This window comes from Crenalkalicoccus roseus (assembly GCF_004761865.1).
GTDB lineage: Bacteria > Pseudomonadota > Alphaproteobacteria > Acetobacterales > Acetobacteraceae > Crenalkalicoccus > Crenalkalicoccus roseus.
Genome location: NZ_SJDM01000006.1, coordinates 81353 through 104572, shown reverse-complemented (window position 1 = coordinate 104572; position 23220 = coordinate 81353). Strand labels below are relative to the sequence as shown.

Genomic DNA, 23220 nt, shown 5'->3' with positions numbered 1-23220 from the left:
GGGCGGCGCGGGCGGAACCCCCGGCCGGGCCCGTTTTTGCGTATGGAGGCCCACCGTGGCACGGACCCCGCTTGAAAAGATCCGCAACATCGGCATCACGGCGCACATCGACGCCGGGAAGACCACGACCACCGAGCGGATCCTCTACTACACCGGCAAGTCCCACAAGATCGGTGAGGTGCACGAGGGCAACACCACCACCGACTACATGGAGCAGGAGCGCGAGCGGGGCATCACCATCACCTCCGCCGCGGTCACCGCCGAGTGGAAGGGGCACCGGATCAACATCATCGACACGCCGGGCCACATCGACTTCAACATCGAGGTGAACCGGTCCCTGCGCGTCCTCGACGGCGCGGTGTTCATCATCGAGGGCGTGGCCGGCGTGCAGCCGCAGAGCGAGACCAACTGGCGCCTCGCCGACCGCTACAACGTCCCGCGCATCATCTACATCAACAAGCTTGACCGCACGGGGGCGGACTTCTTCCGCGCCGCCGCGACGCTGACCGAGAAGCTCGGCATCACCTGGGTCGCGCTGCAGATCCCGATCGGCATCGAGGACACGCTGAAGGGCGTGGTGGACCTCGTCACCATGAAGGCGCTGGTCTGGGAGGGCGACGAGCTCGGCGCCAAGTTCCACGAGGCCGAGATCCCCGAGGACCTCAGGGACCAGGCGGCGGAGTACCGCCAGCTCCTGCTCGACACCGCGCTCTCCGTGGACGACGCGGCGATGGAGGAGTATTTCGACAAGGGCGACGTCTCGGTCGAGACGCTGAAGCGCTGCATCAAGAAGGGCACGATCTCGGGCGCCTTCCGGCCGGTGCTGTGCGGCTCCTCCTTCAAGAACAAGGGCGTGCAGCCGCTGCTCGACGCGGTGGTGGACTACCTGCCCTCCCCGGTGGACATCGAGGGCATCAAGGTCGCGCCCGAGGAGGGCCAGGACGAGAGCGCCGAGCGGCGTGTCATCCCCGTCACCGAGGACGGTCCCTTCGCCGGGCTCGCCTTCAAGATCATCAACGACAAGTACGGCAACCTGACCTTCGTGCGCGTCTATCGGGGCGTGCTGCGCTCGGGCGACCAGGTGCTGAACACCACCAAGGGCCACAAGGAGCGCATCGGCCGCATCTTCCAGATGCACGCCGACAAGCGCGAGGAGATCAAGGAGGTCTATGCCGGCGACATCGCCGCCTTCGTCGGGCTGAAGGACACCGGCACGGGCGACACCCTCGCCGATCCCTCCGATCCGGTGGTGCTGGAGCGCATGGCCTTCCCGGTGCCGGTGATCGACATCTCAGTCGAGCCCCGGACCAAGGACGCGATCGAGAAGATGACCCTGGCGCTGCAGAAGCTCGCCGGCGAGGACCCCTCGCTGCGCCTGCGCACCGACCAGGAGACGGGGCAGACCATCCTCTCCGGCATGGGCGAGCTGCACCTCGAGATCATCATCGACCGGCTGAAGCGGGAGTACGGCGTCGAGGCCAACATCGGCGCGCCGCAGGTGGCCTACCGCGAGACCATCACCCGCAGCCACACCGAGATCTACACCCACAAGAAGCAGACCGGCGGTTCCGGCCAGTACGCCGAGGTGAAGATCGTGTTCGAGCCGCTGGAGCGGAACTCGGGCATCGTGTTCGAGAACCAGGTCGTCGGCGGCTCGGTGCCGAAGGAGTACATCCCGGCGGTCGAGAAGGGCATCCGGATGCAGGCCGACACCGGCGTGCTCGCCGGCTTCCCCACCGTGGACTTCAAGGCCACGCTGGTGGACGGCAAGTACCACGACGTGGACAGCTCGGCGCTGGCCTTCGAGATCGCCGCCAAGGCCTGCTTCCGGGAGGGCATGAAGAAGGCGAGCCCGGTGATCCTGGAGCCGATCATGGACGTGGAGGTCACCACCCCCTCCGACCATGTCGGCGACGTGGTGGGCGACCTCAACCGCCGCCGCGGCGTGATCCAGAGCCAGGACATGGCCGGCACCTCGGTCATCGTGCGGGCGCACGTGCCGCTGAAGGAGATGTTCGGCTACATCTCCAACCTGCGGGGCATGACCAAGGGCCGCGCCTCCTTCTCCATGCAGTTCCACCACTACGACCCGGTGCCGCGCAACATCGCCGACGAGATCATGGCGAAGAGCGCCTGAGGCGCCACCCCGGCCGGACGGCGCGGAGGGATGCCCTCCGCGCCGTTTGCGCGTCCCGGCCCCGAGGGGCTATGCCGCGCCCATGCTCGACTTCTCCGGCCTGCGGATCCTGGTCCTCGGCGACGTGATGCTCGACCGCTTCCTCTACGGGGAGGTGGAGCGCATCTCACCCGAGGCGCCGGTGCCGGTGGTGCGCCTGCGCGAGAGCCGCGCCATGCCGGGCGGGGCGGGCAACGTCGCGCGCAACATCTCCGCCCTCGGCGGGGAGGCGGTGCTGGTCGGCCTGCGCGGGCGGGACGCCGCGGGGGCGGAGCTCGCCGCCCTGATCGCCGCCGATCCCCGCCTCACCGACGCCATGGCGGAGAGCGCCAGCCGGCGCACCATCTGCAAGATGCGCGTCATCGCCGGCAACCAGCAGGTGGCGCGGCTCGACGAGGAGGAGGCGGCGCCCGCCGATGCCGCCGAGGCCGCGGCGCTGCTCGCCGCCCTCCGCGGCGCGCTCGGGGGCTGCGCTGCGCTCATCCTCTCCGACTACGCCAAGGGCGTGCTGGCCCGCCCGGTGGCCGAGGCGGCGATCGCCGCGGCGCGGGCGCGCGGCATCCCCGTGCTGGCCGACCCCAAGAGCGACGACTTCGCCCTCTACCGCGGCGCCGACCTGCTGACGCCCAATGCGCGGGAGCTCGCCCGCGCCGCCCGGCTGCCCACGGCGACCGAGGCCGAGATCGCCGCCGCCGCCCGCGCCGTCATGCCCGCTGCCGGCATCGGCGCCCTGCTCTGCACCCGCGCCGAGAAGGGCATGACCCTGGTCCGTGCCGACGGATCGGTGGCGAGCGTTCCGGCCGAGGCGCGGGAGGTGTTCGACGTCTCCGGCGCCGGCGACACCGTCATCGCCACCCTCGCCCTCGCCCATGCCGCGGGGCGGCCGCTGGAGGAGGCGATGCGCATCGCCAACGTCGCGGCCGGCATCGTGGTGGGCAAGCTCGGCACCGCCACGGTCAGCGCCGAGGAGCTGGCGCACGCCCTGCACGCCACGGGCGCCGGCGCGAATGGCGAGGCGCTGCTTGACCGCGCGGCGGCGGCGCGCCTGGTGCGGGAGTGGCGCGCGCACGGCCTGCGCGTCGGCTTCACCAACGGCTGCTTCGACATCCTGCACGCCGGCCACGTCGCGCTGCTGCGCGCCGCGCGGCGGCGCTGCGATCGGCTGGTGGTGGGGCTGAACACCGACGAATCGGTGGCGCGGCTGAAGGGGCCCTCGCGTCCGATCAACACCCTCTCCGACCGCGCCGCCGTGCTCGCCGCGCTCGCCGCCGTGGACGCGGTGGTGCCCTTTGCGGAGGACACGCCGCTCGAGCTGATCCGCGCCCTGATGCCGGACCTGCTGGTGAAGGGCTCGGACTACACGCCCGACCGCGTGGTGGGCGCCGATCTCGTGCGCGCGGCGGGGGGCGAGGTGCTGCTGGTCGAGCTGCTGCCCGGCCGCTCCACCACCGGCATCCTCGCCAGGGCGAAGGCGCCTACCGCCTGAAGAAATGCGTGCCGAGGATCTCGATCACCACCGCGCCGTCGGCGGTCCGTCGGCCGGTGTAGCGGATCTTCGCCACGCCGCGGTCGGGCTTGCTGCGGCTCGGCGCCACCTCCTCCACCCGGGCGGTGACGGCGATCTCATCCCCCGGCCGGACGGGGGCGAGCCAGCGCACCACCTGCTCCGTGCCGCCGAGCGAGACCTTCTCCACCCAGCCGGTGCGGATGATGTGGCCGAAGATCGCCGCCTGGGTGTGCAGGCCGCTGGCGATCAGCCCGCCGAAGATCGTGCTTCTCGCCCGCTCGGGGTCGGTGTGGAAGGGCTGCGGGTCCCAGCGTCGCGCGAAGTCCAGGATCGCCTCCTCCTCCATGGTGAAGGCGCCGAAGTCGAATTCCTGCCCGACCGAAAGCTCATCGAGGCTGTTGAGCGGCCGCATTGCCCGATTCCCCCTATGCCAGCGACTGGATGTCCCCGTCCACCGCCAGCGCCTGGCCGCTGATGGTGGCGCCGAAGGGGCTGCACAGGTAGAGCGCCATGTTGGCGATGTCCTGGGGCGTGACGTAGCAGCGCAGCGAGACGTTGCGGAGCGCCTCCGCCTCCTGCTCGGCGAAGGAGCGGCCGCTGGCCTGCGCCTTCGCCTCCAGCACGCGGCGGATGCGCTCGCCCGCGACCAGTCCGGGCAGGATGGCGTTCACCCGGATGCGGTCCGGCCCGAGCTCGATCGCCAGCGACTTGGTGAAGCCGACCACGCCCCACTTCGCCGCGGCGTAGGGGCTGCGCAGCGGGAAGCCGAAGCGTCCCGCGGCGGAGGAGAGGTTGACGATGCTGCCCCCGCCCGCCGCGCGCAGCGCCGGCACGGCGCGGCGGGCGCAGTGGAACATCGCCTCGAGGTCTATCCTGAGGGTACGCTGCAGCGCCTCCGGCGTCACGTCCTCGACGCGCGCGGTCGGCCCGGCGATGCCGGCGTTGTTCACCAGCACGTCGAGGCCGCCGAGATGGGCGATGGCGGCGTCCACGAAGCCCTCGCACGCCTCCACCGCCTCCATGTCGGCGCGCATGGCGGGGTGGGGGCAGGCGGCCAGCGCCTCCTCGTCCACGTCGCAGAGAAAGACTCGGGCCCCGCAGGCCGCGAAGCCGTCCGCCATGGCGCGGCCGATGCCGGTCGCCCCGGCGGTGATCGCCACCCGAAGCCCGTCGAGCCGCACCGTCAGCGGCGCCGTCTGGCCTTGCATCGCCGAACCCTCCCTCCGCAGGCTTCCCTCTGCCTACAGGCAGCGCCGCCCGGCGGGAAGCCGCTCCGCCCGCCGCCGCCACCGCGCTATGCTCGTTCTGCCCCTGCGGGAGACCGTCATGTCCGGAATCGAGATCCTCCTCCTCGTCCTGCTGCTGGTGGTGCTGTTCACGGCCTGGCAGGGCATCCGCACCGTGCCGCAGGGCGAGGTGTGGACGGTGGAGCGCTTCGGCGCCTTCACCCGCCTGCTGCAGCCGGGCCTGAACCTGATCATCCCCTACATCGACCGGGTGGGGCGGCGGATGAACGTGCAGGAGGTGGTGCTCGACATCCCCGAGCAGGCGGTGATCACCAGGGACAACGCCACGGTCGCGGTGGACGGCATCGTCTATTATCGGGTCATGGACCCCGCCCGCGCCGCCTACCAGGTGCAGAACCTGGAGCAGGCGCTGACCGCGCTTGCCATGACCAACATCCGCGCCGTGATCGGGGAGATGGAGCTCGACGCCGCGCTCTCCGGGCGGGAGCGGATCAACTCCTCCCTGCTGCAGATCCTGGACGGGGCGACGGATCCCTGGGGGGTGAAGGTCAGCCGGGTGGAGCTGCGCCGGGTGGAGCCGCCGGAGAACCTGGTGCGCGCCATGAACCTGCAGATGACCGCCGAGCGCGAGCGCCGTGCCACCCTGCTCCGGGCCGAGGGGGAGAAGGCGGCGCTGATCCTCGCCGCCGAGGGCCGGCGGGAGGCCGCGATGCGCGACGCCGAGGCGCGGGAGCGCCTGGCCCGGGCCGAGGCCGAGGCCACCCGCATGGTGGCGGAGGCCGCCTCCGGCACCGGCGAGGCGGCGCTGCGCTACTTCGTCTCCGACCGCTACGTGAAGGCGTTCGAGGCGCTGGGGACGAACCCGGCGCACAAGCTGGTGGTGGTGCCGATGGAGGCGTCGGGCCTCGCGGGCGGCGTCGCTGCGGCGCTCGAGCTGCTGCGGCCGGCCTCGCCCGCCATGCCGCCGGCGCCGCCGCCGGAGGGAGGACCATGGAGCCGGGGCTGATCTGGATCCTTGCCGGCTGCCTGCTCCTGGTGGCGGAGCTGGCGCTGCCGGGCATCTTCCTGTTCTGGGTCGGGCTGGCGGCGCTCGCCACCGGCGCCGTGCTGCTGCTGGTGCCGCTCGCCCTCGCCGAGACCCTGGTGCTGTTCCTTGCCGCCTTCGGGCTCGGCCTGATCCTGCAGCTCCGGATGGGGCGGGAATGGCCCTCCACCTCCGTGAACACGCCGGAATCGGGCCTGGTCGGCCGCAGCGGCCTGCTGCTGCCCGGCGCGGCAGGTGGGCCGCGGGTGCGCATCGGCGATTCCGAGTGGCCGGCGCGGCTGCCGCGCGGGGTGCGGGTGCCGGAGGGGCCGGTGCCGGTGCGGGTCGAGGGGGTGGAGGGCACCACCCTGCTGGTGCGGCCCGAATGACGCCGCGGCGGCGCCTTGCCGGTGCCGCCGGCCCGCGCCAGCATTGGCGCCGTTCCCGGCCATCGCGCCGCGCCCTGGCGATCCCACCTGAACGGGGGCCGCGTCCCGCACGTTGGCCCGCGGAGCATCAGGAGGCAGAGAATGGCCAAGGATCCCAGCCCCTCCCCGGCCGAGCCCGGTCCGCATCGCTGGTTCGTCGTCGCCAATGGCAGCCGCGCGCGCGCCTATGTCCAGCGCATCGGCAGCCCCGGCTACGACGTCCTCCGCGAATGGGACGCGCCCGAGGCGCGCATGAGCAGCGCCGATCTCGGCGAGGACCGGCCGGGCCGCGTCTTCGCCTCGGCCGGCGTCAGCCAGCGCAGCGGCATCGAGCCCGAGACCCCCGAAGCCTCCCCCAAGGGCCAGGCCCAGCGCGACTTCCTCCACCAACTCGTCGAGGACCTCACCCAGGCGCTGCGGCGGAAGGAGCTCTCCGGCCTCTACCTGGCGGCGCCGGCGCCGCTGCTGCACCGGCTGCAGGACATGATGCCGACCGATCTGCGGCAGGCCCTGATCGGCCGCCAGGCAGGAGACTTCACCCAGCGGCCGACCGCCGACGTGTTCGAGCTCCTCGACACGCTGCGGCGGGAATCGGAACGGATCGGCGGCATTCCGCGCGCCCAGTGACCGTCGGCGCGGGCGGGGAAGGCTTGAATGGAGGCGCCAGAGGGGCGACATCGGGCCCATGGACCAGAGCAGGCGCCGCCCCGAGACCCCGCCCGTCCTCGACATGACGCCGGAGGGAGAGTTCCGCGATCCCGCACCGCTGCGGGCCACTTGGCTGGACCGGGTGCTGGCCCGGGTGGGCGCCGCGGCGCTGCTGCTCACCCTCGTGGTGGGCGGCTTCCTGGTGGCGGCGCTGGCCGTGCTGTTCGTCGGTCTGCTGCTGCCGGTGGCGCTGGTGGCGGGGCTGGTCGCCTTCGTCTCGCTGTGGTGGCGGGTGCGGCGGATGCGCCGGCAGGGCGGTGCGGACGGCTTCCGCTTCCTGGTGATCCGGCGCTGACCACGGCCGGGGGGCGTCCCGCGCCCCGGCGGATCATGCCTCCGCCTTTTTCCGCCTCTGCGGATCAGCCGCTAGGGCTGCATGTGCGAGCCGCCGCTGACCGTCATGTTCTCGCCGGTGATGTAGACGGCGGCGTTGGAGACCAGGAAGCAGACCAGCGGCGCCACCTCGTGCGGCTCGGCATAGCGGCCCATGGGGATGCGGGCGAGCGTCTGGGCGGCGAAGCGTTCGCTGCGGATGGTCTCCGTCATCGGCGTCACCACCGTGCCGAAGCCGACCGAGTTGCAGCGTATGCCGTATTTCGCCCATTCCCGCGCCGCGGTCATGGTCATGCCGAACAGCCCGGCCTTGGCGGCCGCGTAGTTCACCTGCCCGATCGAGCCGCGCTTGCCGGCGGTGGAGGCGATGTTGACGATGGCGCCGGTGGTGCCGACGGGCTGCGGCAACTCCTTCCGCGCCCGCTCCAGCATGTGCCGTCCCACCGCCTGCAGCATCAGGTAGCAGCCGGTCAGGTTGACGTCGATCACCGCCTGCCACTGCTGCATGGTCATCTTCTCGAGCATCGCCGGGCGGGTGATGCCGGCGTTGTTCACCAGCCCATGGACGGCGCCGAAGCGCTCCACCGCCCGCGCCACGCAGGCCTCGCCGAAGCCCTCCTCGGCGACGTTGCCGAGCACGGGGAGGACGCGGTCGCGGTCCATGGCGGCGGCGGTCGCCTCCAGCGTCTCCGGGTTGCGCTCGACCAGCACGACATTGGCGCCGAGATCGAGGAACAGCTCGCTGACCGCCTTGCCGATGCCCTGTCCGGCACCGGTCACGATCACGGTCCGCCCGGTCATTTCCATGGGGTTGCGCATGGCGTCTCCTCCTTCCGACAATTCGGCCCCCGCAGTCTGCGCGCGAAGCCGCCCTCCGGCCAGGGGCGTGCCCGCCCGCAGGCCGGCGCTTCCGGCATGACCCCGGCGGCGCGGCTCGCCGCCGCCATCGACCTGCTCGCCGCCCTGGAGGCCGATCCCCGCCGCCCGGCCGACGCCATCGCGCACGACTTCTTCCGCGCCCGGCGCTATGCCGGCGCCGGGGACCGCCGCGAGGTGTCGGAGCGTGCCTGGGGCGTGGTGCGCCAGCGGCTGCGCCTCGACTGGTGGCTGCGCCGCGCCGGCGCCCGGCCGACGCCGCGGCTGCTCGCGGCGGCGCACATGCTGCTGGTCGAGCGGGCCGCCCTGCCGGCGGTCGGGGGGGCCTTCTCCGGGGAAGGGCACGGCGCCGCCCCGCTCGCGGCGGCGGAGCGGGAGGCGCTGCGCGCCCTCGCCGGGCAGCCCCTGCTGCACCCGGACATGCCCGAGCCGGTGCGGCTGAACCTGCCGGGCTGGGCGCTGCCCGGCCTCACCGCTCGGTTCGGCGCGCGCCTGGCCGAGGAGGCGGCGGCCATGGAGCGGGCGGCGCCGCTCGACCTCCGCGTCAACGCGCTGAAGACGACGCGCGAGGCCGCGGCCGCCGCCCTGGCGGCGGAGGGCATCACCGCCGAGGCCACGCCCCTCTCGCCCTGGGGGCTGCGCATCTCCGCCCGCCGCCCGATCACCGGGACGAGGGCGTTCCGCGAGGGGCTTGTCGAGGTGCAGGACGAGGGCAGCCAGCTCGTCGCCCTGCTGGCCGACCCCCGGCCCGGCCTGCGGGTCTGCGACCTCTGCGCCGGGGCGGGGGGGAAGACGCTCGCCATGGCGGCGCGCATGGGCAACCGGGGGCGCATCGTCGCCTGCGACGTCTCCGCGCCGCGGCTCGAAGGCGCCGCCCGGCGCCTGCGCCGGGCGGGGGTGGACAACGCGGAGCGCCACCTCCTGCAGCCCGGCGACAAATGGGCGAAGCGCCGTGCCGGTCAGTTCGACCGTGTGCTGGTGGATGCCCCCTGCTCGGGCAGCGGCACCTGGCGCCGCAACCCCGACGCGAGGATCCGCACCACCGCCGAGGACCTTCGTGAGCTGCTGACAAAGCAGCGTGAAATTCTCGTCATGGCCGCGGATCTGGTGCGGCCGGGCGGGCTGTTGGTCTACGCTACCTGCTCGCTGCTGCCCGAGGAGGACGAGGCCCAGGTGGAAGGCTTGCTCGCCCTGCGGCCCGATTACGCGCCCGTGCCGCTGGCCGAGGCCTGGCGGGCCGCGGGCCTGTCCGGCCCGCCCCCGGCGGAGGGCGCGCATCTGGTGCTCAGCCCCGCCCGGCACGGCACGGACGGCTTCTTCGCCGCCGTCCTGCGGCGCAGGGCCTGACTCCGCGGAAGGGGGATCGCGCGCATGATCGCCATCCGTCGCGCCCGTCCATCCGATGCCGCCGCCATCGGCGCCGTGCATGTCGCGACCTGGCGCAGCGCCTATGCCGGCGTGCTGCCCGACCACTACCTCGCCAACCTTTCGGTGATGCGCCACGCCGCCGGCTACGAGCAGGCGGTGGCGGACCGCCGCAACGGCCATGCCGTGTTCGTCGCCATCGCCTCCGGCGCCGACGCGCCGCCGGGCCATGAATGGCGCGAGGGGGGGGTGGTGATCGGCTTCGCCTCCGGGGGGCGGGCGCGGCGCCCCGGCCTCGCGGAGGGCGAGATCGAGACGATCTACGTGTTGGACGACTACCGCGACCGCGGCGTCGGCCGCCGGCTGATGCGGGCGATGGCGGCCCACCTCGCGGCGGTGGGGTGCCGCTCCGCCATGCTGTGGGTGCTGGAGGCGAACCCGACCCGCTGGTTCTACCAGCGCCTGGGCGGCCGCCCGGTGGCGCGGGAGAGCATCCGCTTTGCGGGCCAGCCCCTGGAGCAGATCGCCTACGCCTGGGATCCGATCGAGACCCTGCTGGCAGCGACCGCGCCGGCGAAGGAGGGCTGAGGGGGGCGCCGGCCTCCCTCGGCTTGCGTCGGGCGGCCCCGCCGTGCTGGAAGGCGCCATGACCGCCTCCCAGCCGCAGCACGACCGCATCCTGATCCTCGACTTCGGCAGCCAGGTGACGCAGCTCATCGCCCGGCGCCTGCGCGAGGCCGGGGTGTATTGCGAGATCTGGCCCTATACCGCCCCGGAGGCGCGCATCCGTGCCTTCGCGCCGAAGGGCATCGTGCTCTCCGGCGGGCCGGCCAGCGTGACCGAGGGGGCGAGCCCGCGCGCCCCGGAGGCGGTGTTCGCCCTCGGCGTGCCGGTGCTCGGCATCTGCTATGGCCAGCAGACCATGTGCGCCCAGCTCGGCGGCCAGGTGGAGGGCAGCGAGCACCGGGAGTTCGGCCGCGCCTTCGTGGAGGTGACCGGCACCTGCGCCCTGACCGAGGGGGTGTGGGAGAAGGGCGCGCGCGAGCAGGTGTGGATGAGCCATGGCGACCGCGTCACCGCCCTGCCGCCCGGCTTCCGCCCGGTGGCGGCGACCGAGGGCGCGCCCTTCGCCGCCATCGCCGACGACGCCCGCCGCTTCTACGGCCTGCAATTCCACCCGGAGGTGGTGCACACCCCGCACGGCGCGGCGCTGCTGCGCAATTTCGCGCTGAAGGTGGCGGGCTGCCGCGGCGACTGGACCATGGCCGGCTTCCGCGCCGAGGCGGTGGCGCGCATCCGCGCCCAGGTGGGGAAGGGCAGGGTCATCTGCGGCCTCTCGGGGGGGGTGGATTCCTCGGTCGCGGCGGTGCTGATCCACGAGGCGGTGGGCGAGCAGCTCACCTGCATCTTCGTCGATCACGGGCTGATGCGCGCGGGCGAGGCGGAGGAGGTGGTGCGCACCTTCCGCGACCGGTTCAACATCCGCCTGGTGCACCGCGACGCCTCCGAGCTGTTCCTCGGCCAGCTCTCCGGCGTCACCGACCCGGAGGAGAAGCGCAAGACCATCGGGCGCCTGTTCATCGAGGTGTTCGAGGAGGAGCAGGCGAAGCTCGGCGGCGCCGACTTCCTGGCACAGGGCACGCTGTATCCGGACGTGATCGAGAGCGTCTCGGCCACCGGCGGGCCGAGCGTGACCATCAAGAGCCACCACAACGTGGGCGGCCTGCCCGCGCACATGCGCATGGCGCTGGTGGAGCCGCTGCGCGAGCTGTTCAAGGACGAGGTGCGGGCGCTGGGGCGGGAGCTGGGGCTGCCGGAGGCGATCGTCGGCCGCCATCCCTTCCCCGGACCGGGCCTCGCCATCCGCATCCCGGGCGAGGTGACGCGGGAGAAGTGCGACCTGCTGCGCAAGGTGGACGCGATCTACCTGGAGGAGATCCGTGCCGCCGGGCTCTACGACGCCATCTGGCAGGCCTTCGCGGTGCTGCTGCCGGTGCGCAGCGTCGGCGTGATGGGCGACGGGCGCACCTACGACCAGGCCTGCGCGCTGCGCGCCGTGACCAGCACCGACGGCATGACCGCCGACGTCTACCCCTTCGACATGGCATTCCTGACGCGGGTGGCGAACCGCATCGTCAACGAGGTGCGCGGCATCAACCGCGTGACCTACGATATCACTTCCAAGCCTCCCGGCACGATCGAGTGGGAGTGAATCCAAGCGGCAAGAGAAGGTTCTTTCCGTCTGCTGGCCTCTGAAGCGCTTGACGGCAGCGCCGCGGCACGGGAGGTTTGCGGCACCGAACCCGGCCCGAAGACCGGCCACAGACGGGAGGATGGATGACCCGGATGCCGCGCGCGACCGCCCTGGCGGCCGCCTTCGCCCTTGCCCTGGCCACGCCCGCCGGGGCACAGCGCACCCTCACCATCGGCGCGCAGACGCCGCCGAGCGCGATCGACCCGCACTACCACAATACCACCAACAACAACATGGTGCTGCGCGGGCAGATCTTCGAATCCTTGTTCATGCTGAACAACAGGGCGGAGAAGGAGCCGGCGCTGGCCACCAGCATCCGGCTGATCGACGACCTGACCTGGGAGGTGAAGCTGCGCCAGGGCGTGCGCTTCCACGACGGCACGCCCTTCGAGCCCGACGACGTGGCCTACACCTTCGCACGCGTGCCAACCGTGCCGAACAGCCCCGCCCTGTTCACCCCCAACGTGCGCACCATCAGCGCCATCGAGATCAAGGACGCTGAGACCATCATCATCCGCACGCGGGAGCCGAACCCGCTGATGCATTTCGACCTGACGGGGCCGGTCATCCTGTCCCGCCGCGTGCATGGGGAGAACCCCAGCACCCCCGACTTCAACAGCGGCAGGCTCGCCATCGGCACCGGCCCCTACCGCTTCGCCTCCTTCGCCCACAACGAGCGGCTGGAGCTGGTGCGCAACGAGGAGTACTGGGGCCCGGCCGAGCCCTGGGACCGCGTGATCTACCGCTACATCCCGCAGGCCGGGGCGCGCACCGCGGCGCTGCTCGCCGGCGAGGTGGACCTGATCGACTATGTCCCGGTGCAGGACGTGGCGATGATCCAGCGCGATCCGCGCTTCACGCTGTTCACCATCGACAGCGTCACCTTCGTCTACCTGTTCCCGGATTCGATGCGGGAGACCTCGCCCTTCGTAGCCGACAAGCAGGGGCGGCCGCTCGACCGCAACCCGCTCGCCGACCGGCGGGTGCGCGAGGCGCTGTCCCTTGCAATTCCGCGCCAGGTGATCGCGGAGCGGCTCTATTCGGGCCTCGCCAGCCCGGCTGATCAGTTCGCCGCGCCGCAGGCCGAGCACCGCCTGGAGAACCTGCCGCCGCTGCCGCACGACCCGGCCCGGGCCCGCGCCCTGCTGGCCGAGGCCGGCTATCCGGACGGCTTCCGCCTCACCATTCACGGGCCGAACGGCTTCTTCCCCTCGGACCAGAGCCTCCTGCAGGCGATCGCCCAGGCCTTCACCCGCATTGGAGTCGAGACCCAGGTGCAGACCCTGCCGCCGGCGACGCTGTTCACCCGCGCCACCAACCGCGACTTCTCGCTGTTCATGACCTATTTCAGCAGCGTCCTCACCATCAACCCGATGCGCCAGGTGGTGATGACGCGCAACCCGGAGCTGGGCTACGGGCCGTTCAACCGCCAGCGCTATTCCAACCCCGCGATGGACGAGCCGCTGGCGAAGGCGCTGGTGACGATGGACGAGGAGCGCCGCAGGGAGCTGACGCAGCAGGCGGCGCGCGCGCTGCTCGAGGACAAGGGCGTGCTGCCGATCATCTACCTGAAGAATTCCTGGGCCGGGCGGCGCGACCGCGTCACCTACGATCCCTCGCCCTACAACCATACCAGCGCGATCTACGCCAGGCCGGTGAACTGAACCGGCGGGCCGCCGGCGCCGCGCTTGACGGCGCCGGCGGCGTGGCGCCAGCCTTGGCCCGCGCCACGCCCTTCCAGGACGCTCCCGGATGCCCGACGCTGCCCTGCTCGCCCGGCTCGCCGCCGCGGTGGACGCGAATTTCGACGCCGAGACCGCCTTCCTCGCCGATCTCGTCCGCTTCCCCTCCACCCGCGGCAATGAGGCGCCGCTGCAGGACTGGCTGGCGCGCCAATTCGCCGCGCGCGGCTACGCGGTGGACCGCTTCACCCTCGCCGACGTGCCGCTCGCCGATCATCCCAAGGCGAGCCCGATGGTCGGGGCCGAGCCGGCGCGCTCCGTGCAGGTGGTCGCCACGCAGCGGGCGGAGAACCCCGCCGGCCGCAGCCTGATCCTGCAGGGCCACATCGACGTGGTGCCGGAGGGCCCCGCCGAGATGTGGACCCACCCGCCCTATGCCGCTGTCATCCGCGACGGCTGGATGTACGGGCGCGGCGCGCACGACATGAAGTCGGGTGTCGCGGCCATGGTCTATGCGCTGGACGCGCTGCGCAGCGCCGGCCTGGAGCCGGCGGCCGACGTGCACCTGCAGACCGTGACGGAGGAGGAGAGCACCGGCAACGGCGCGCTGGCCACGCTGCTGCGCGGCTACCGCGCCGACGCGGCGCTGATCCCGGAGCCCACGGGCGGCACCATCACCCGCTGCCACACCGGCACGCTGTGGTTCCGTCTGCGCGTGCGTGGCGTGCCGGTGCATGTGGCGGTGGCGCAGAGCGGATCGAACGCCATCCTCTCCGCCTACCACCTCATCCAGGCATTGCAGGAGCACACCAGGGCGCTGAACCGCGCGGCGCGCGAGCACCCCTGGTACCGGGACATCCCCGACCCGATCAAGTTCAACCCCGGCATCATTCGCGGCGGCGACTGGGCCAGCTCCACCCCCGCCTGGTGCGAGGTGGACTGCCGCCTCGGCCTGCTGCCCGGCACCGATGTCGCCGAGGCGCGGCGCGGGGTGGAGCAGGCGGTGGCGGCAGCGGCGCGGAGCGACCACTTCCTCGCCAACAACCCGCCTGAGGTGCAGTGGCACGGCTTCCTCGCCGACGGCTACGTGCTGGAGCCGGGCAGCGAGGCGGAGCGGGTGCTCGCCGCCGCCCACGCCCAGGTCTTCGGTGCCCCGATGGAGGAGCGCCGCACCACGGCGGTGAACGACACGCGCTTCTACGGCCTCTATTTCGGCATCCCCGGCCTCTGCTACGGGCCGAGGGGGGAGGGGGCGCACGCCTTCGACGAGCACACCGACCTCGATCACCTGCGCCGGACCACGCTGGCGATCGCCGCCTTCATCGCCGACTGGTGCGGCGTGCGCGAGCGCCGGGGCTGAACCCGCATTCGCGGGGGCATCAGGCCGCGCGCGCGGGGTGCGAAGGAGGGAAGGGGACCATGCCGCGGATCCGGGATGCGCGTGGAGGAAGAGGAGCGGTCCTGGCCATCGCCGCCCTCCTGTGCGGCGCGCCGCTGCTGCCGGGAGCGGCCGAGGCGCAGACCCGGCCCTCCACCCCGCAACTTCGCCTGCCCGAGCGCGGCTTCGAGCCGCTGCGGCCGGAGCCGGGCGACATCTGGGCGGATGTGCGCGCCTGGCAGGAGCGCGACGCCCGCCGGGCCGCCCGCCGCGCCGAGGAGGTGCCGGCGCGCCGGGGCGGCGCCGCGCCGCGCGGACGCGCCGGCGTGCCGCCGCAGTGAGGAGGCGGCTCAGCCCCGGCGGCAGATGACCTCGGCCGGCACCACGCGGCCCTCTTCCAGGTTGCGCGCGAGGTTGCGGGCAATGTTCGGGAAGTCCGCGCCGAACAGCACGGGGAGCGGCGAGGCGACGGCCTCCCCGCGCCGCTGATGCGCGCGCAGCTCGTCGAGCCAGGCGCGCACCTCGGCGCCGGTGTCGCGCCAGGAGAGGATCGCGAAGCCGGCCTGAACGAGCAGGTCGCGCAGCGCCTCGGGCGTGATCAGGAAGCTCGTCGCCGCGTCGCGCGCCCAGGGGACGGGGTAGTGCGGCTCTCCGCCCGGACCCTGCAGCAGGTCGTAGAGGCCGAAGCGCCCGCCGGGCTTCAGCACCCGCGCGATCTCGGCGTAGAGGCGCGGCTTGTCGGCGATGTTCATCGCCACGTGCTGCGTGTAGGCGGCGTCGAAGGAGGCGTCGGCGAAGGGCATGGCGAGGGCCGAGCCGTGCCGGTAGGCGACCCGGTCGGCGAGGCCGAGGCGCTCGGCCAGCGCCGTGGCCGTGCGGCAGTATTCCTCCGTCAGGTCGATGCCGGTGATATGGCAGCCATGCGCCCGTGCCAGGTGCCGCGACGGTCCCCCGATGCCGCTGCCGACATCCAGCACCGATTCGCCCGGCGCGAGGGCCAGGGCGCGCCCGAGCTCCGCCGTCGCCTCGCGGCCGCGGGTATGGAACTCGCCGAGTTCGGCGAGCGCCTCCTCGCTCGGATGGTCGGGATCTCCGCCGGCGGCGCGGACCGCCTCCAGCATCGCGGCCAGCAGGTTGCCGCGGCTGTAGTGGGCGACGACGCGCTGCTCCAGCTCCATGACGATCTCCTAGAGCGGTCCCGTTCGGGTGGCCTCTCCTGAACGGGTGAAGATACTCGCGCCATCAACGAGCCGGAGCATCTTCCATGAGCCGGAGCGGACGGAACATGCTCCGGGGAGGCGACGGGGTGGGCTGGCCTGCGCGGCGCCGCCGCGTTCCGCGCGGATGGAGGGCGGTCACGCGGCCGGCATCCGAGGTTCGCATCATAGGATGCGCCGCGGGGCAGGTCTTCGCGCGGCATCGCGATCCGCAGGGGCTTTGGGGAGGCGCCGGGCGAAGCCGAATCGTGCCGTGACAGGCGGAGACATACGGGGATCCAAACCCGCAGGCGATGATCTCATGGCACCCTCCCCGCCGCCGGGTGTGGCCGCCTGGCAACGCCCGGAAAGGAGTTTGCCCACCATCCTGAACGCAGCGCGAACATGGCTGAAGCGTGCCGCTTCCCTCCTTGCGAATCCCCGCAACCCTCTACCCTATATGGTGTTAGGATAGGCGCCAGACGCCAAGATATTGTATGAGGATGTCCGCGATGCATGCTCCGGCCCGCGCCATCGGAAGGGAAGTGGCCGTGTTCGACGCGGTGCAGCTGGAAGGGCATCACCGGGTCCAGGTGGACCGGACGCGGGATGCCCTGCTGACGGATTTCGGCAAGGCGACGCTGGCCGACCGCTATCTGATGCCGGGGGAGAGCTATCAGGACCTGTTCGCGCGCGTCGCCTCCGCCTTCGGCGACGACGCGGCGCATGCGCAGCGGATCTACGACTACATCTCCCGCCTGTGGTTCATGCCGGCGACGCCGGTGCTCTCGAACGGCGGCACCACGCGCGGCCTGCCCATCTCCTGCTTCCTCAACGAGGCCACGGACAGCCTCGAGGGCATCGTCGGCCTGTGGAACGAGAATGTCTGGCTGGCGGCGAAGGGCGGGGGCATCGGCTCCTACTGGGGCAACCTGCGCTCGATCGGCGAGAAGGTCGGGCAGAACGGCAAGACCTCCGGCGTCGTGCCCTTCATCCGGGTGATGGACAGCCTGACGCTGGCCATCAGCCAGGGCTCGCTGCGCCGCGGCTCGGCCGCCGTGTACCTGCCCGTCAGCCATCCGGAGATCGAGGAGTTCATCGAGATCCGCCGCCCCACCGGTGGCGATCCCAACCGCAAGGCGCTGAACCTGCACCACGGCATCCTGGTGCCGGACGCCTTCATGCGCGCGGTCGAGGCGGATGAGGAATGGCCGCTGACCTCGCCGAAGGACGGCGCCATCGTGCGCAGGATCCCGGCGCGCGCGCTCTGGATCCGCATCCTGACGGCGCGGATCGAGACCGGCGAGCCCTACCTGATCTTCTCCGACCACGTGAACCGCGCCCGGCCGGAGCATCACAAGCTGGCCGGGCTGGAGGTGAAGACCTCCAACCTCTGCTCGGAGATCACGCTGCCGACCGGGGTGGACCATCACGGGCGGGAGCGGACGGCGGTGTGCTGCCTCTCCTCCCTGAACCTTGAGACCTGGTTCGAGTGGAAGGACGACCCGCGCTTCATTCCCGACGTGATGCGCTTCCTCGACAACGTGCTGCAGGAGTTCATCGACACCGCGCCGGATTCCATGGCGCGGGCCAAGTACAGCGCGATGCGGGAGCGCAGCGTCGGCCTCGGCGTGATGGGCTTCCACAGCTTCCTGCAGAGCCAGAACGTGCCCTTCGAGAGCGTGATCGCCAAGGTCTGGAACAGGCGGATGTTCAGGCACATCCGCGAGCAGGCCGACGCGGCGAGCCGCCTTCTCGCCGAGGAACGCGGCCCCTGCCCCGACGCCGCCGAATACGGCTTCATGGAACGCTTCTCGAACAAGATGGCGATCGCGCCTACCGCCTCCATCTCCATCATCTGCGGCGGCGCCTCGCCCGGCATCGAGCCGATCGCGGCCAATGTCTACAACCACAAGACGCTGTCCGGCAGCTACATCGTGCGCAACCCGTACCTGAAGAAGGTGCTGGCGAGGCACGGGCGCGACGACGAGGAGACCTGGACCTCGATCACGGTCAACAAGGGCTCCGTGCAGCACCTCGACTTCCTGACGGAGCAGGAGAAGGCCACCTTCAAGACCGCCTTCGAGCTGGACCAGCGCTGGGTGGTCGAGCACGCCGCCGACCGTGCGACCTACATCTGCCAGAGCCAGTCGGTGAACCTGTTCCTGCCCGCCAACGTGCACAAGCGCGACCTGCACCAGATCCACATGATGGCCTGGAAGCGCGGCGTGAAGTCGCTCTACTACTGCCGCAGCCTCTCCATCCAGCGCGCCGACGCGATCAGCGAGAAGGTGGCGGTGCAGCCAAGCCTCGGCCTCGCGGCGGCGGAGGAGCCGGCGCAGCCCTCGCTGCCGCTGGCGCCGCCGCGCGCGAAGGCGGGGCCCACGGATTACGAGGAATGCCTGGCCTGCCAGTAGGCAGGCCGGGACTCGCCCCCGCACCACGCATCACCCAGGATGACCCGCATCATGGCCGACGGACACCACCCGCCCGAGGAGCACCCGGCGCGCCTCGACCTCCTCACCGCCAACCCGGTCTACAAGCCCTTCCGCTACCCCTGGGCCTATGACGCCTGGCTGACGCAGCAGCGCCTGCACTGGCTGCCGGAGGAGGTGCCGCTCGCCGACGATGTGAAGGACTGGCAGAAGAACCTTACCCCCGCCGAGCGGAACCTGCTGACGCAGATCTTCCGCTTCTTCACCCAGGCGGATGTCGAGGTGAACAACTGCTACATGCGGCACTACGCCCAGGTGTTCAAGCCGACCGAAGTGCTGATGATGCTCTCGGCCTTCTCCAACATCGAGACGGTGCACATCGCCGCCTATTCGCACCTGCTTGACACCGTGGGCATGCCGGAGGTGGAGTACCAGGCCTTCCTCAAGTACAAGGAGATGAAGGACAAGTACGACTACATGCAGTCCTTCTCGGTGGACAGCAAGGAGGAGATCGCCAAAACCCTGGCCGCCTTCGGCGCCTTCACCGAGGGGCTGCAGCTCTTCGCCTCCTTCGCCATCCTCATGAATTTCCCGCGCTTCAACAAGATGAAGGGGATGGGCCAGATCGTCTCCTGGTCGGTGCGGGACGAGACGCTGCACTGCCTCTCCGTCATTCGCCTGTTCCGCACCTTCGTGCAAGAGAACCCAGAGATCTGGACCGAGGCGCTGCGCCGCGAGATCACCGGGATCTGCGCCACCATCGTGGAGCACGAGGACGCCTTCATCGACCTCGCCTTCGAGCTCGGCGGGGTGGAGGGGCTCGATGCGCCGCAGACCAAGCGCTACATTCGTTTTATTGCCGACCGGCGGCTGCAGCAGCTCGGCCTCGAACCCCTCTACCACATCGAGAAGAACCCGCTGCCCTGGCTTGACGAGATGCTCAACGCCATCGAGCACACCAACTTCTTCGAGAACCGGGCCACGGAGTATTCCCGCGCCTCGACGACCGGCACCTGGGAGGAGGCCTTCGCCGACAGCACCTTCTCCACGCCGCAGCCAAGCGGCGAGATCCTTCCGGCCACGGCCCGCCACTGAACGCTCGCTCCGGCTTCGATATCGTGCCGGCCGCTCCCCGCGGCCGGCATTTTTCATGGCCACGCTCTGCCTGCCCCGAGGGTGTTGCCGCAGGGCAACCCCCGGCAACCGGCTTCGGCCTCGCCCGTTGCCATAAAGCCGCCCAGCGTGCCACGATGTGGCCACAATATTCGCGCGGCGGTAGGCAATAGGGGAGGCTTATGTCGCGTTTGGGATGCGCCTTTGGGCGCAACAGGGGGAATTGCGCGGAGTCCGGCCGGATCGGAAACGATCGGGGCGGCACCCGCGCGGGGGGCTGGGGCGACGCGCTGCGCGAGGCGCCTCTGCCGCGCTTCCTGCTGGTCTATGTCCTCCTCTTCGCCGCCTATGGCATCGAGGGGCCGTTCCTGCCCGCTCTTCTGTCCGAGCGCGGCATCTCGCCGGAGGGGATCGGCCTGCTGCTGGCGGCCGGCACTGCGGCGCGGCTCGTCTCGGCTCCCATCGCCGCCTCGATGGCGGACCGGCTGGGCGTGCCCCGGGCGGTGCTGGCCGGCGCGATCCTGGCGGCGGGGCTGATCGGCTGCGGCTTCGCCCTGGCGGGCAGCTTCGTGGCGCTGCTGATCGTGAGCGTGCTGGTTTCCATGGCGCTGGCGCCGATCAACCCTCTGGCCGATTCCCTCGCCTCCCGCGCGGCGGTGGCCAGCGCAGGCCCGGGCGGCGGATCGCGCCGCGGCTTCGACTACGGCCTGATCCGCGGTTTCGGCTCCGCCGCCTTCATCCTGGGCGCCATGGCGGCGGGGCCGCTGGTGGCCGGGTTCGGCCTGGTGTCCGTCGTCTGGGCCAATGCCGGCCTGCTCCTGCTGGCCGGCCTCGCGGTCGCCCTCCTGCCGCGTCCGGGCGGTGCGCTGCCGGCCCTGCCGCGGCCACGGCGGCCGGATGCCGAGCCCGGCGCGTTCCGCACCCTGCTCGCCATGCCCCTGTTCCGCCGCCTGCTGCTGGTGACCGGGCTGGTGCAGGGCAGCCACGCCCTCTACGGCGCCTTCGCCACCCTGCGCTGGATGGAGGCCGGCATTGCGCCGGAAATGATCGGCCTGCTCTGGTCGGTCGCGGTCGCCTCCGAGGTGGTGATGTTCTTCCTGCTCGGCCGGCCGCTCCTGGCGCGCCTGGGGCCGGGCGGGCTGGCGGCGGTCTGCGCCGCCGCCGGCGTCATCCGCTGGGTGGTGATGGCCAACACCGCCTGGCTGCCGGCGCAGTTCCTGATCCAGCCGCTGCACGGCTTCACCTTCGCGGCGCTGCACCTGGCGACCATGCGGCTGCTGGCCGAGAACGTGCCCGAGCGCCTCAGCTCCACGGCCTTCGGGGTGCAGGCCTCGCTCGGCCCCGGCCTGGCCGGGGCGGTGCTCACCCTCGCCGCCGGGCCGCTCTACGGCCAGTTCGGCGCCGGGGGGTTCTGGGCGATGGCGCTGCTCTGCGCCATCGCGCTGCCGGCGTCGCTGGCGCTGGCCGGCGGCGGGCGGGCGGGCGGCGTGCTGCCCGCCGCGCCGATCCTGGCGCCGGCCGCGGCTCAGGCGGCCTCCCTCAGCGGCGCCGCCTGGCGTTCCAGCAGGTCGCGGTAGGGCCCCGGGCGCCGGGCCAGCAGCCCGGGCGCCCCCTCATCCACCACCCGCCCGTCCTGCATCACCAGGATGCGGTCGAAGCCGCTGAGCGTGGCCAGCCGATGGGCGACGGCGATGACGGTGCGGCCGCGCATCAGGCGGTCGAGCGCCCGCTGCACCGCCGCCTCGGATTCGCTGTCGAGCGCGCTGGTCGCCTCGTCCAGCACCAGGATCGGGGCATCCTTGAGGAGCGCGCGGGCGATGGCGATGCGCTGGCGCTGCCCGCCCGAGAGCATGGCGCCGCGGTCGCCGACGACGGTGTCGAAGCCCTGCGGCAGGGCCTCGATGAAGTCGCGGCAGCAGGCGGCCTCGGCCACCGCCAGCACCTCCTCATCCGTGGCGTCCGGGCGGCCGTAGCGGATGTTCTCCATGATCGAGCGGTGCAGCAGCGGCGCGTCCTGCGCCACCACCGCGATCGCCCCGGCCAGGCTCTCCTGCGTCATGGCGGCGATGTCCTGCCCGTCGAGCAGGATGCGGCCCGACTGCGGCGCCGCGAAGCGCTGCAGCAGGGCCAGCACGGTGGACTTCCCCGCCCCCGAGCGCCCGACCAGCCCGACCCGCTCGCCCGGCCGGATGGCGAGGTCGAGGCCGCGCAGCACCGAGCGGCTGCCGGGATAGGCGAAGGAGACGCGCTGGAACTCCACCCTGCCGCCCTGGGGCCGAAAGGGGCGGGCATCCGGCGCGTCCGGCATCTCGTGCGGGGCGAGCAGCGTCGCCAGCGCCTCCGCCAGGCGGGCCATGTGCTGCGTCAGGTCCACAAGGGCGAGGGCGAGGTCGCGGCTGGCATGCAGGATGGTGAAGCCGAGCGAGCAGACCAGCACGATGTCGCCCGTGGTGGCGCGCCCCTGCTCCCACAGCCAGATCGCCCAGGCGAGCAGCGCCGCCGTCAGCACCGCCGTGGTCACCGCGTGCACGAGGCGGAGCTTCTCGAGGTAGCGCAGGCTGCGCTGGCGGCTCGCGACCTCGTTCGCGACGACGCGCTGGAACCGCTGCTGTTCCCGTCCGAAGGCCGAGAAGGCGCGCACCAGGCTGATGTTCTGCACCACGTCCACGATCTCGCCATCCACGGCGGCGGCGCGCTCGGCATAGGCGGTGTGCAGCGGCTGGCCACGCCGCGCCAGCCGGGCGATGAGGAGGCCGAGCAGCAGCGCGAGGACGATCAGGGCGGCGGCCATGGCCGGATCCACGCTGGCGAGCAGCGCGATGGCGAAGGCCACCGCGACCGCCGGCGGCAGGGTGTGCCAGGTGAAATTGTGCAGCGTGATGTAGGAGGCGTTGGCCGTGGCGGTGACGCGGCTGGCCAGCACGCCGGGCGAGCGCCTGGCGAAATAGGCCGGCGCGTGGCCGCCGAGGTGACGGAACAGGTCGGCGCGCATGTCCGCGGTCACGGCCGGGAAGGCGCCCGCCGCCACCCAGCCGCCGATCCGCCAGAGCAGGTTGTCCGCCGCCAGCACCAGGGCGAGCAGGGCGAAGGCGGCCCAGGCCGCCGCGCCCGGCCCGGCGCCGAGCGTGTCGACGAGGTTCTTCACCGCGTAATGCGTGCCGACCGAGCAGGCGACGGCGGCGAGCACCGCGGCGAACACCACCGCATGGGCCACGGCGCGTCGGCGCACGTAGTGCAGCAGGAATCCCAGCGGGCGGCGCGGGCAGCGGACGGGCTCCGGACGGGCCCGCTGCGTCGGCCTGGGCAGCGCGATGGGGCAATCGCTGACGATAGCGTTCATCCAGACACCGTCGGTTCGGTTGGGTGCAAAGGCGCGTGATCGCGCCCTGCCGCGTGTTCGCCCGGACGAAACGCCATCTTCTCGACGAAATCGTGGCGTTCTTCCCGCACGATCAAGGCGTATCACGGTTTCCGATCACGAAATCCTTCAACACGGGC

General features: G+C 72.0%; 20 protein-coding genes. 15 read left to right on the top strand and 5 right to left on the bottom strand.

Translation table 11 applies throughout. The features are described from left to right. Window positions 1–55 precede the first annotated feature (55 nt). Both fusA and hldE read left to right on the top strand, forming a co-directional pair. On the top strand, window positions 56–2137 hold the full coding sequence (fusA, locus tag ET526_RS07650) for an elongation factor G (protein WP_135467098.1): 2082 nt from the start codon (window positions 56–58) through the stop codon (window positions 2135–2137). 82 nt (window positions 2138–2219) lie between these two features. Further along, entirely contained in the window at window positions 2220–3662 is a 1443-nt protein-coding gene (gene hldE, locus ET526_RS07645) for a bifunctional D-glycero-beta-D-manno-heptose-7-phosphate kinase/D-glycero-beta-D-manno-heptose 1-phosphate adenylyltransferase HldE (RefSeq protein WP_135467097.1), read from the top strand. Here the strand turns inward: hldE and ET526_RS07640 are convergent. Together ET526_RS07640 and ET526_RS07635 are read right to left on the bottom strand one after the other, a co-directional pair. Continuing rightward, window positions 3652–4095: a MaoC/PaaZ C-terminal domain-containing protein gene (locus ET526_RS07640; RefSeq protein ID WP_135467096.1), complete on the bottom strand. Its 444-nt coding sequence runs from the start codon at window positions 4093–4095 to the stop codon at window positions 3652–3654. The genes hldE and ET526_RS07640 overlap by 11 nt on opposite strands. A 13-nt stretch (window positions 4096–4108) precedes the next feature. Continuing rightward, on the bottom strand, window positions 4109–4891 hold the full coding sequence (locus ET526_RS07635) for an SDR family oxidoreductase (protein ID WP_240048303.1): 783 nt from the start codon (window positions 4889–4891) through the stop codon (window positions 4109–4111). 118 nt (window positions 4892–5009) lie between these two features. Here ET526_RS07635 and ET526_RS07630 point away from each other — a divergent pair, with 118 nt between their 5' ends. The 4 genes from ET526_RS07630 to ET526_RS07615 all read left to right on the top strand — a co-directional run bounded on the left by ET526_RS07630 (window position 5010) and on the right by ET526_RS07615 (window position 7385). After that, window positions 5010–5936: an SPFH domain-containing protein gene (locus tag ET526_RS07630; RefSeq protein ID WP_135467095.1), complete on the top strand. Its 927-nt coding sequence runs from the start codon at window positions 5010–5012 to the stop codon at window positions 5934–5936. Next, window positions 5921–6343 carry an NfeD family protein gene (locus ET526_RS07625; RefSeq protein ID WP_135467094.1) on the top strand — a complete coding sequence of 141 codons (423 nt, stop codon included), beginning with the start codon at window positions 5921–5923 and terminating at the stop codon, window positions 6341–6343. The genes ET526_RS07630 and ET526_RS07625 overlap by 16 nt, the downstream gene beginning before the upstream one ends. A 141-nt stretch (window positions 6344–6484) precedes the next feature. Continuing rightward, the gene (locus ET526_RS07620; protein WP_135467093.1) at window positions 6485–7009 is read left to right on the top strand and encodes a host attachment protein; all 525 of its coding nucleotides are present in this window, start codon (window positions 6485–6487) and stop codon (window positions 7007–7009) included. 58 nt (window positions 7010–7067) lie between these two features. After that, window positions 7068–7385: a hypothetical protein gene (locus ET526_RS07615; protein ID WP_135467092.1), complete on the top strand. Its 318-nt coding sequence runs from the start codon at window positions 7068–7070 to the stop codon at window positions 7383–7385. A 71-nt stretch (window positions 7386–7456) separates the two neighbouring features. Here the strand turns inward: ET526_RS07615 and ET526_RS07610 are convergent, their stop codons facing one another. Further along, on the bottom strand, window positions 7457–8242 hold the full coding sequence (locus ET526_RS07610; RefSeq protein WP_135467091.1) for an SDR family NAD(P)-dependent oxidoreductase: 786 nt from the start codon (window positions 8240–8242) through the stop codon (window positions 7457–7459). A gap of 96 nt (window positions 8243–8338) precedes the next feature. Between ET526_RS07610 and ET526_RS07605 the strand changes: the two genes are divergently transcribed. From ET526_RS07605 to ET526_RS07580, 6 genes are all read left to right on the top strand, one after another. Further along, window positions 8339–9646 (top strand): RsmB/NOP family class I SAM-dependent RNA methyltransferase, encoded by a 1308-nt coding sequence (locus ET526_RS07605; RefSeq protein ID WP_135467090.1) that lies wholly within the window; start codon window positions 8339–8341, stop codon window positions 9644–9646. Window positions 9647–9670: 24 nt separating this feature from the next. Next, the gene (locus tag ET526_RS07600; protein ID WP_135467089.1) at window positions 9671–10252 is read left to right on the top strand and encodes a GNAT family N-acetyltransferase; all 582 of its coding nucleotides are present in this window, start codon (window positions 9671–9673) and stop codon (window positions 10250–10252) included. Between the two features lie 58 nt (window positions 10253–10310). After that, window positions 10311–11876, top strand: a complete 1566-nt coding sequence (gene guaA, locus ET526_RS07595; protein WP_135467088.1) for a glutamine-hydrolyzing GMP synthase — start codon at window positions 10311–10313, stop codon at window positions 11874–11876. 134 nt (window positions 11877–12010) lie between these two features. Then, window positions 12011–13582 (top strand): ABC transporter substrate-binding protein, encoded by a 1572-nt coding sequence (locus ET526_RS07590; RefSeq protein WP_158295521.1) that lies wholly within the window; start codon window positions 12011–12013, stop codon window positions 13580–13582. 88 nt (window positions 13583–13670) lie between these two features. Further along, window positions 13671–14960, top strand: a complete 1290-nt coding sequence (locus tag ET526_RS07585) for an ArgE/DapE family deacylase (RefSeq protein WP_135467086.1) — start codon at window positions 13671–13673, stop codon at window positions 14958–14960. A 59-nt stretch (window positions 14961–15019) separates the two neighbouring features. Beyond that, the gene (locus tag ET526_RS07580) at window positions 15020–15319 is read left to right on the top strand and encodes a hypothetical protein (protein ID WP_135467085.1); all 300 of its coding nucleotides are present in this window, start codon (window positions 15020–15022) and stop codon (window positions 15317–15319) included. Window positions 15320–15328: 9 nt separating this feature from the next. On the opposite strand, the gene ET526_RS07575 is transcribed toward ET526_RS07580, so the two are convergent. Then, window positions 15329–16156 (bottom strand): class I SAM-dependent methyltransferase, encoded by an 828-nt coding sequence (locus ET526_RS07575; RefSeq protein ID WP_204623531.1) that lies wholly within the window; start codon window positions 16154–16156, stop codon window positions 15329–15331. A gap of 530 nt (window positions 16157–16686) precedes the next feature. Here ET526_RS07575 and ET526_RS07570 point away from each other — a divergent pair. The 3 genes from ET526_RS07570 (at window position 16687) to ET526_RS07560 (ending at window position 21299) form a co-directional block, all read left to right on the top strand. Then, window positions 16687–18591, top strand: coding sequence for a ribonucleoside-diphosphate reductase subunit alpha (locus ET526_RS07570; RefSeq protein WP_408869760.1), 1905 nt, complete (start codon window positions 16687–16689; stop codon window positions 18589–18591). 51 nt (window positions 18592–18642) lie between these two features. Next, window positions 18643–19704: a ribonucleotide-diphosphate reductase subunit beta gene (locus ET526_RS07565; RefSeq protein ID WP_135467082.1), complete on the top strand. Its 1062-nt coding sequence runs from the start codon at window positions 18643–18645 to the stop codon at window positions 19702–19704. 200 nt (window positions 19705–19904) lie between these two features. Continuing rightward, window positions 19905–21299 carry an MFS transporter gene (locus ET526_RS07560; RefSeq protein ID WP_135467081.1) on the top strand — a complete coding sequence of 465 codons (1395 nt, stop codon included), beginning with the start codon at window positions 19905–19907 and terminating at the stop codon, window positions 21297–21299. Here ET526_RS07560 and ET526_RS07555 read toward each other — a convergent pair. Next, window positions 21248–22951 (bottom strand): ABC transporter ATP-binding protein, encoded by a 1704-nt coding sequence (locus ET526_RS07555; protein ID WP_240048302.1) that lies wholly within the window; start codon window positions 22949–22951, stop codon window positions 21248–21250. The two genes, ET526_RS07560 and ET526_RS07555, sit on opposite strands and share 52 nt — an antisense overlap. Between the last annotated feature and the right edge of the window lie 269 nt (window positions 22952–23220).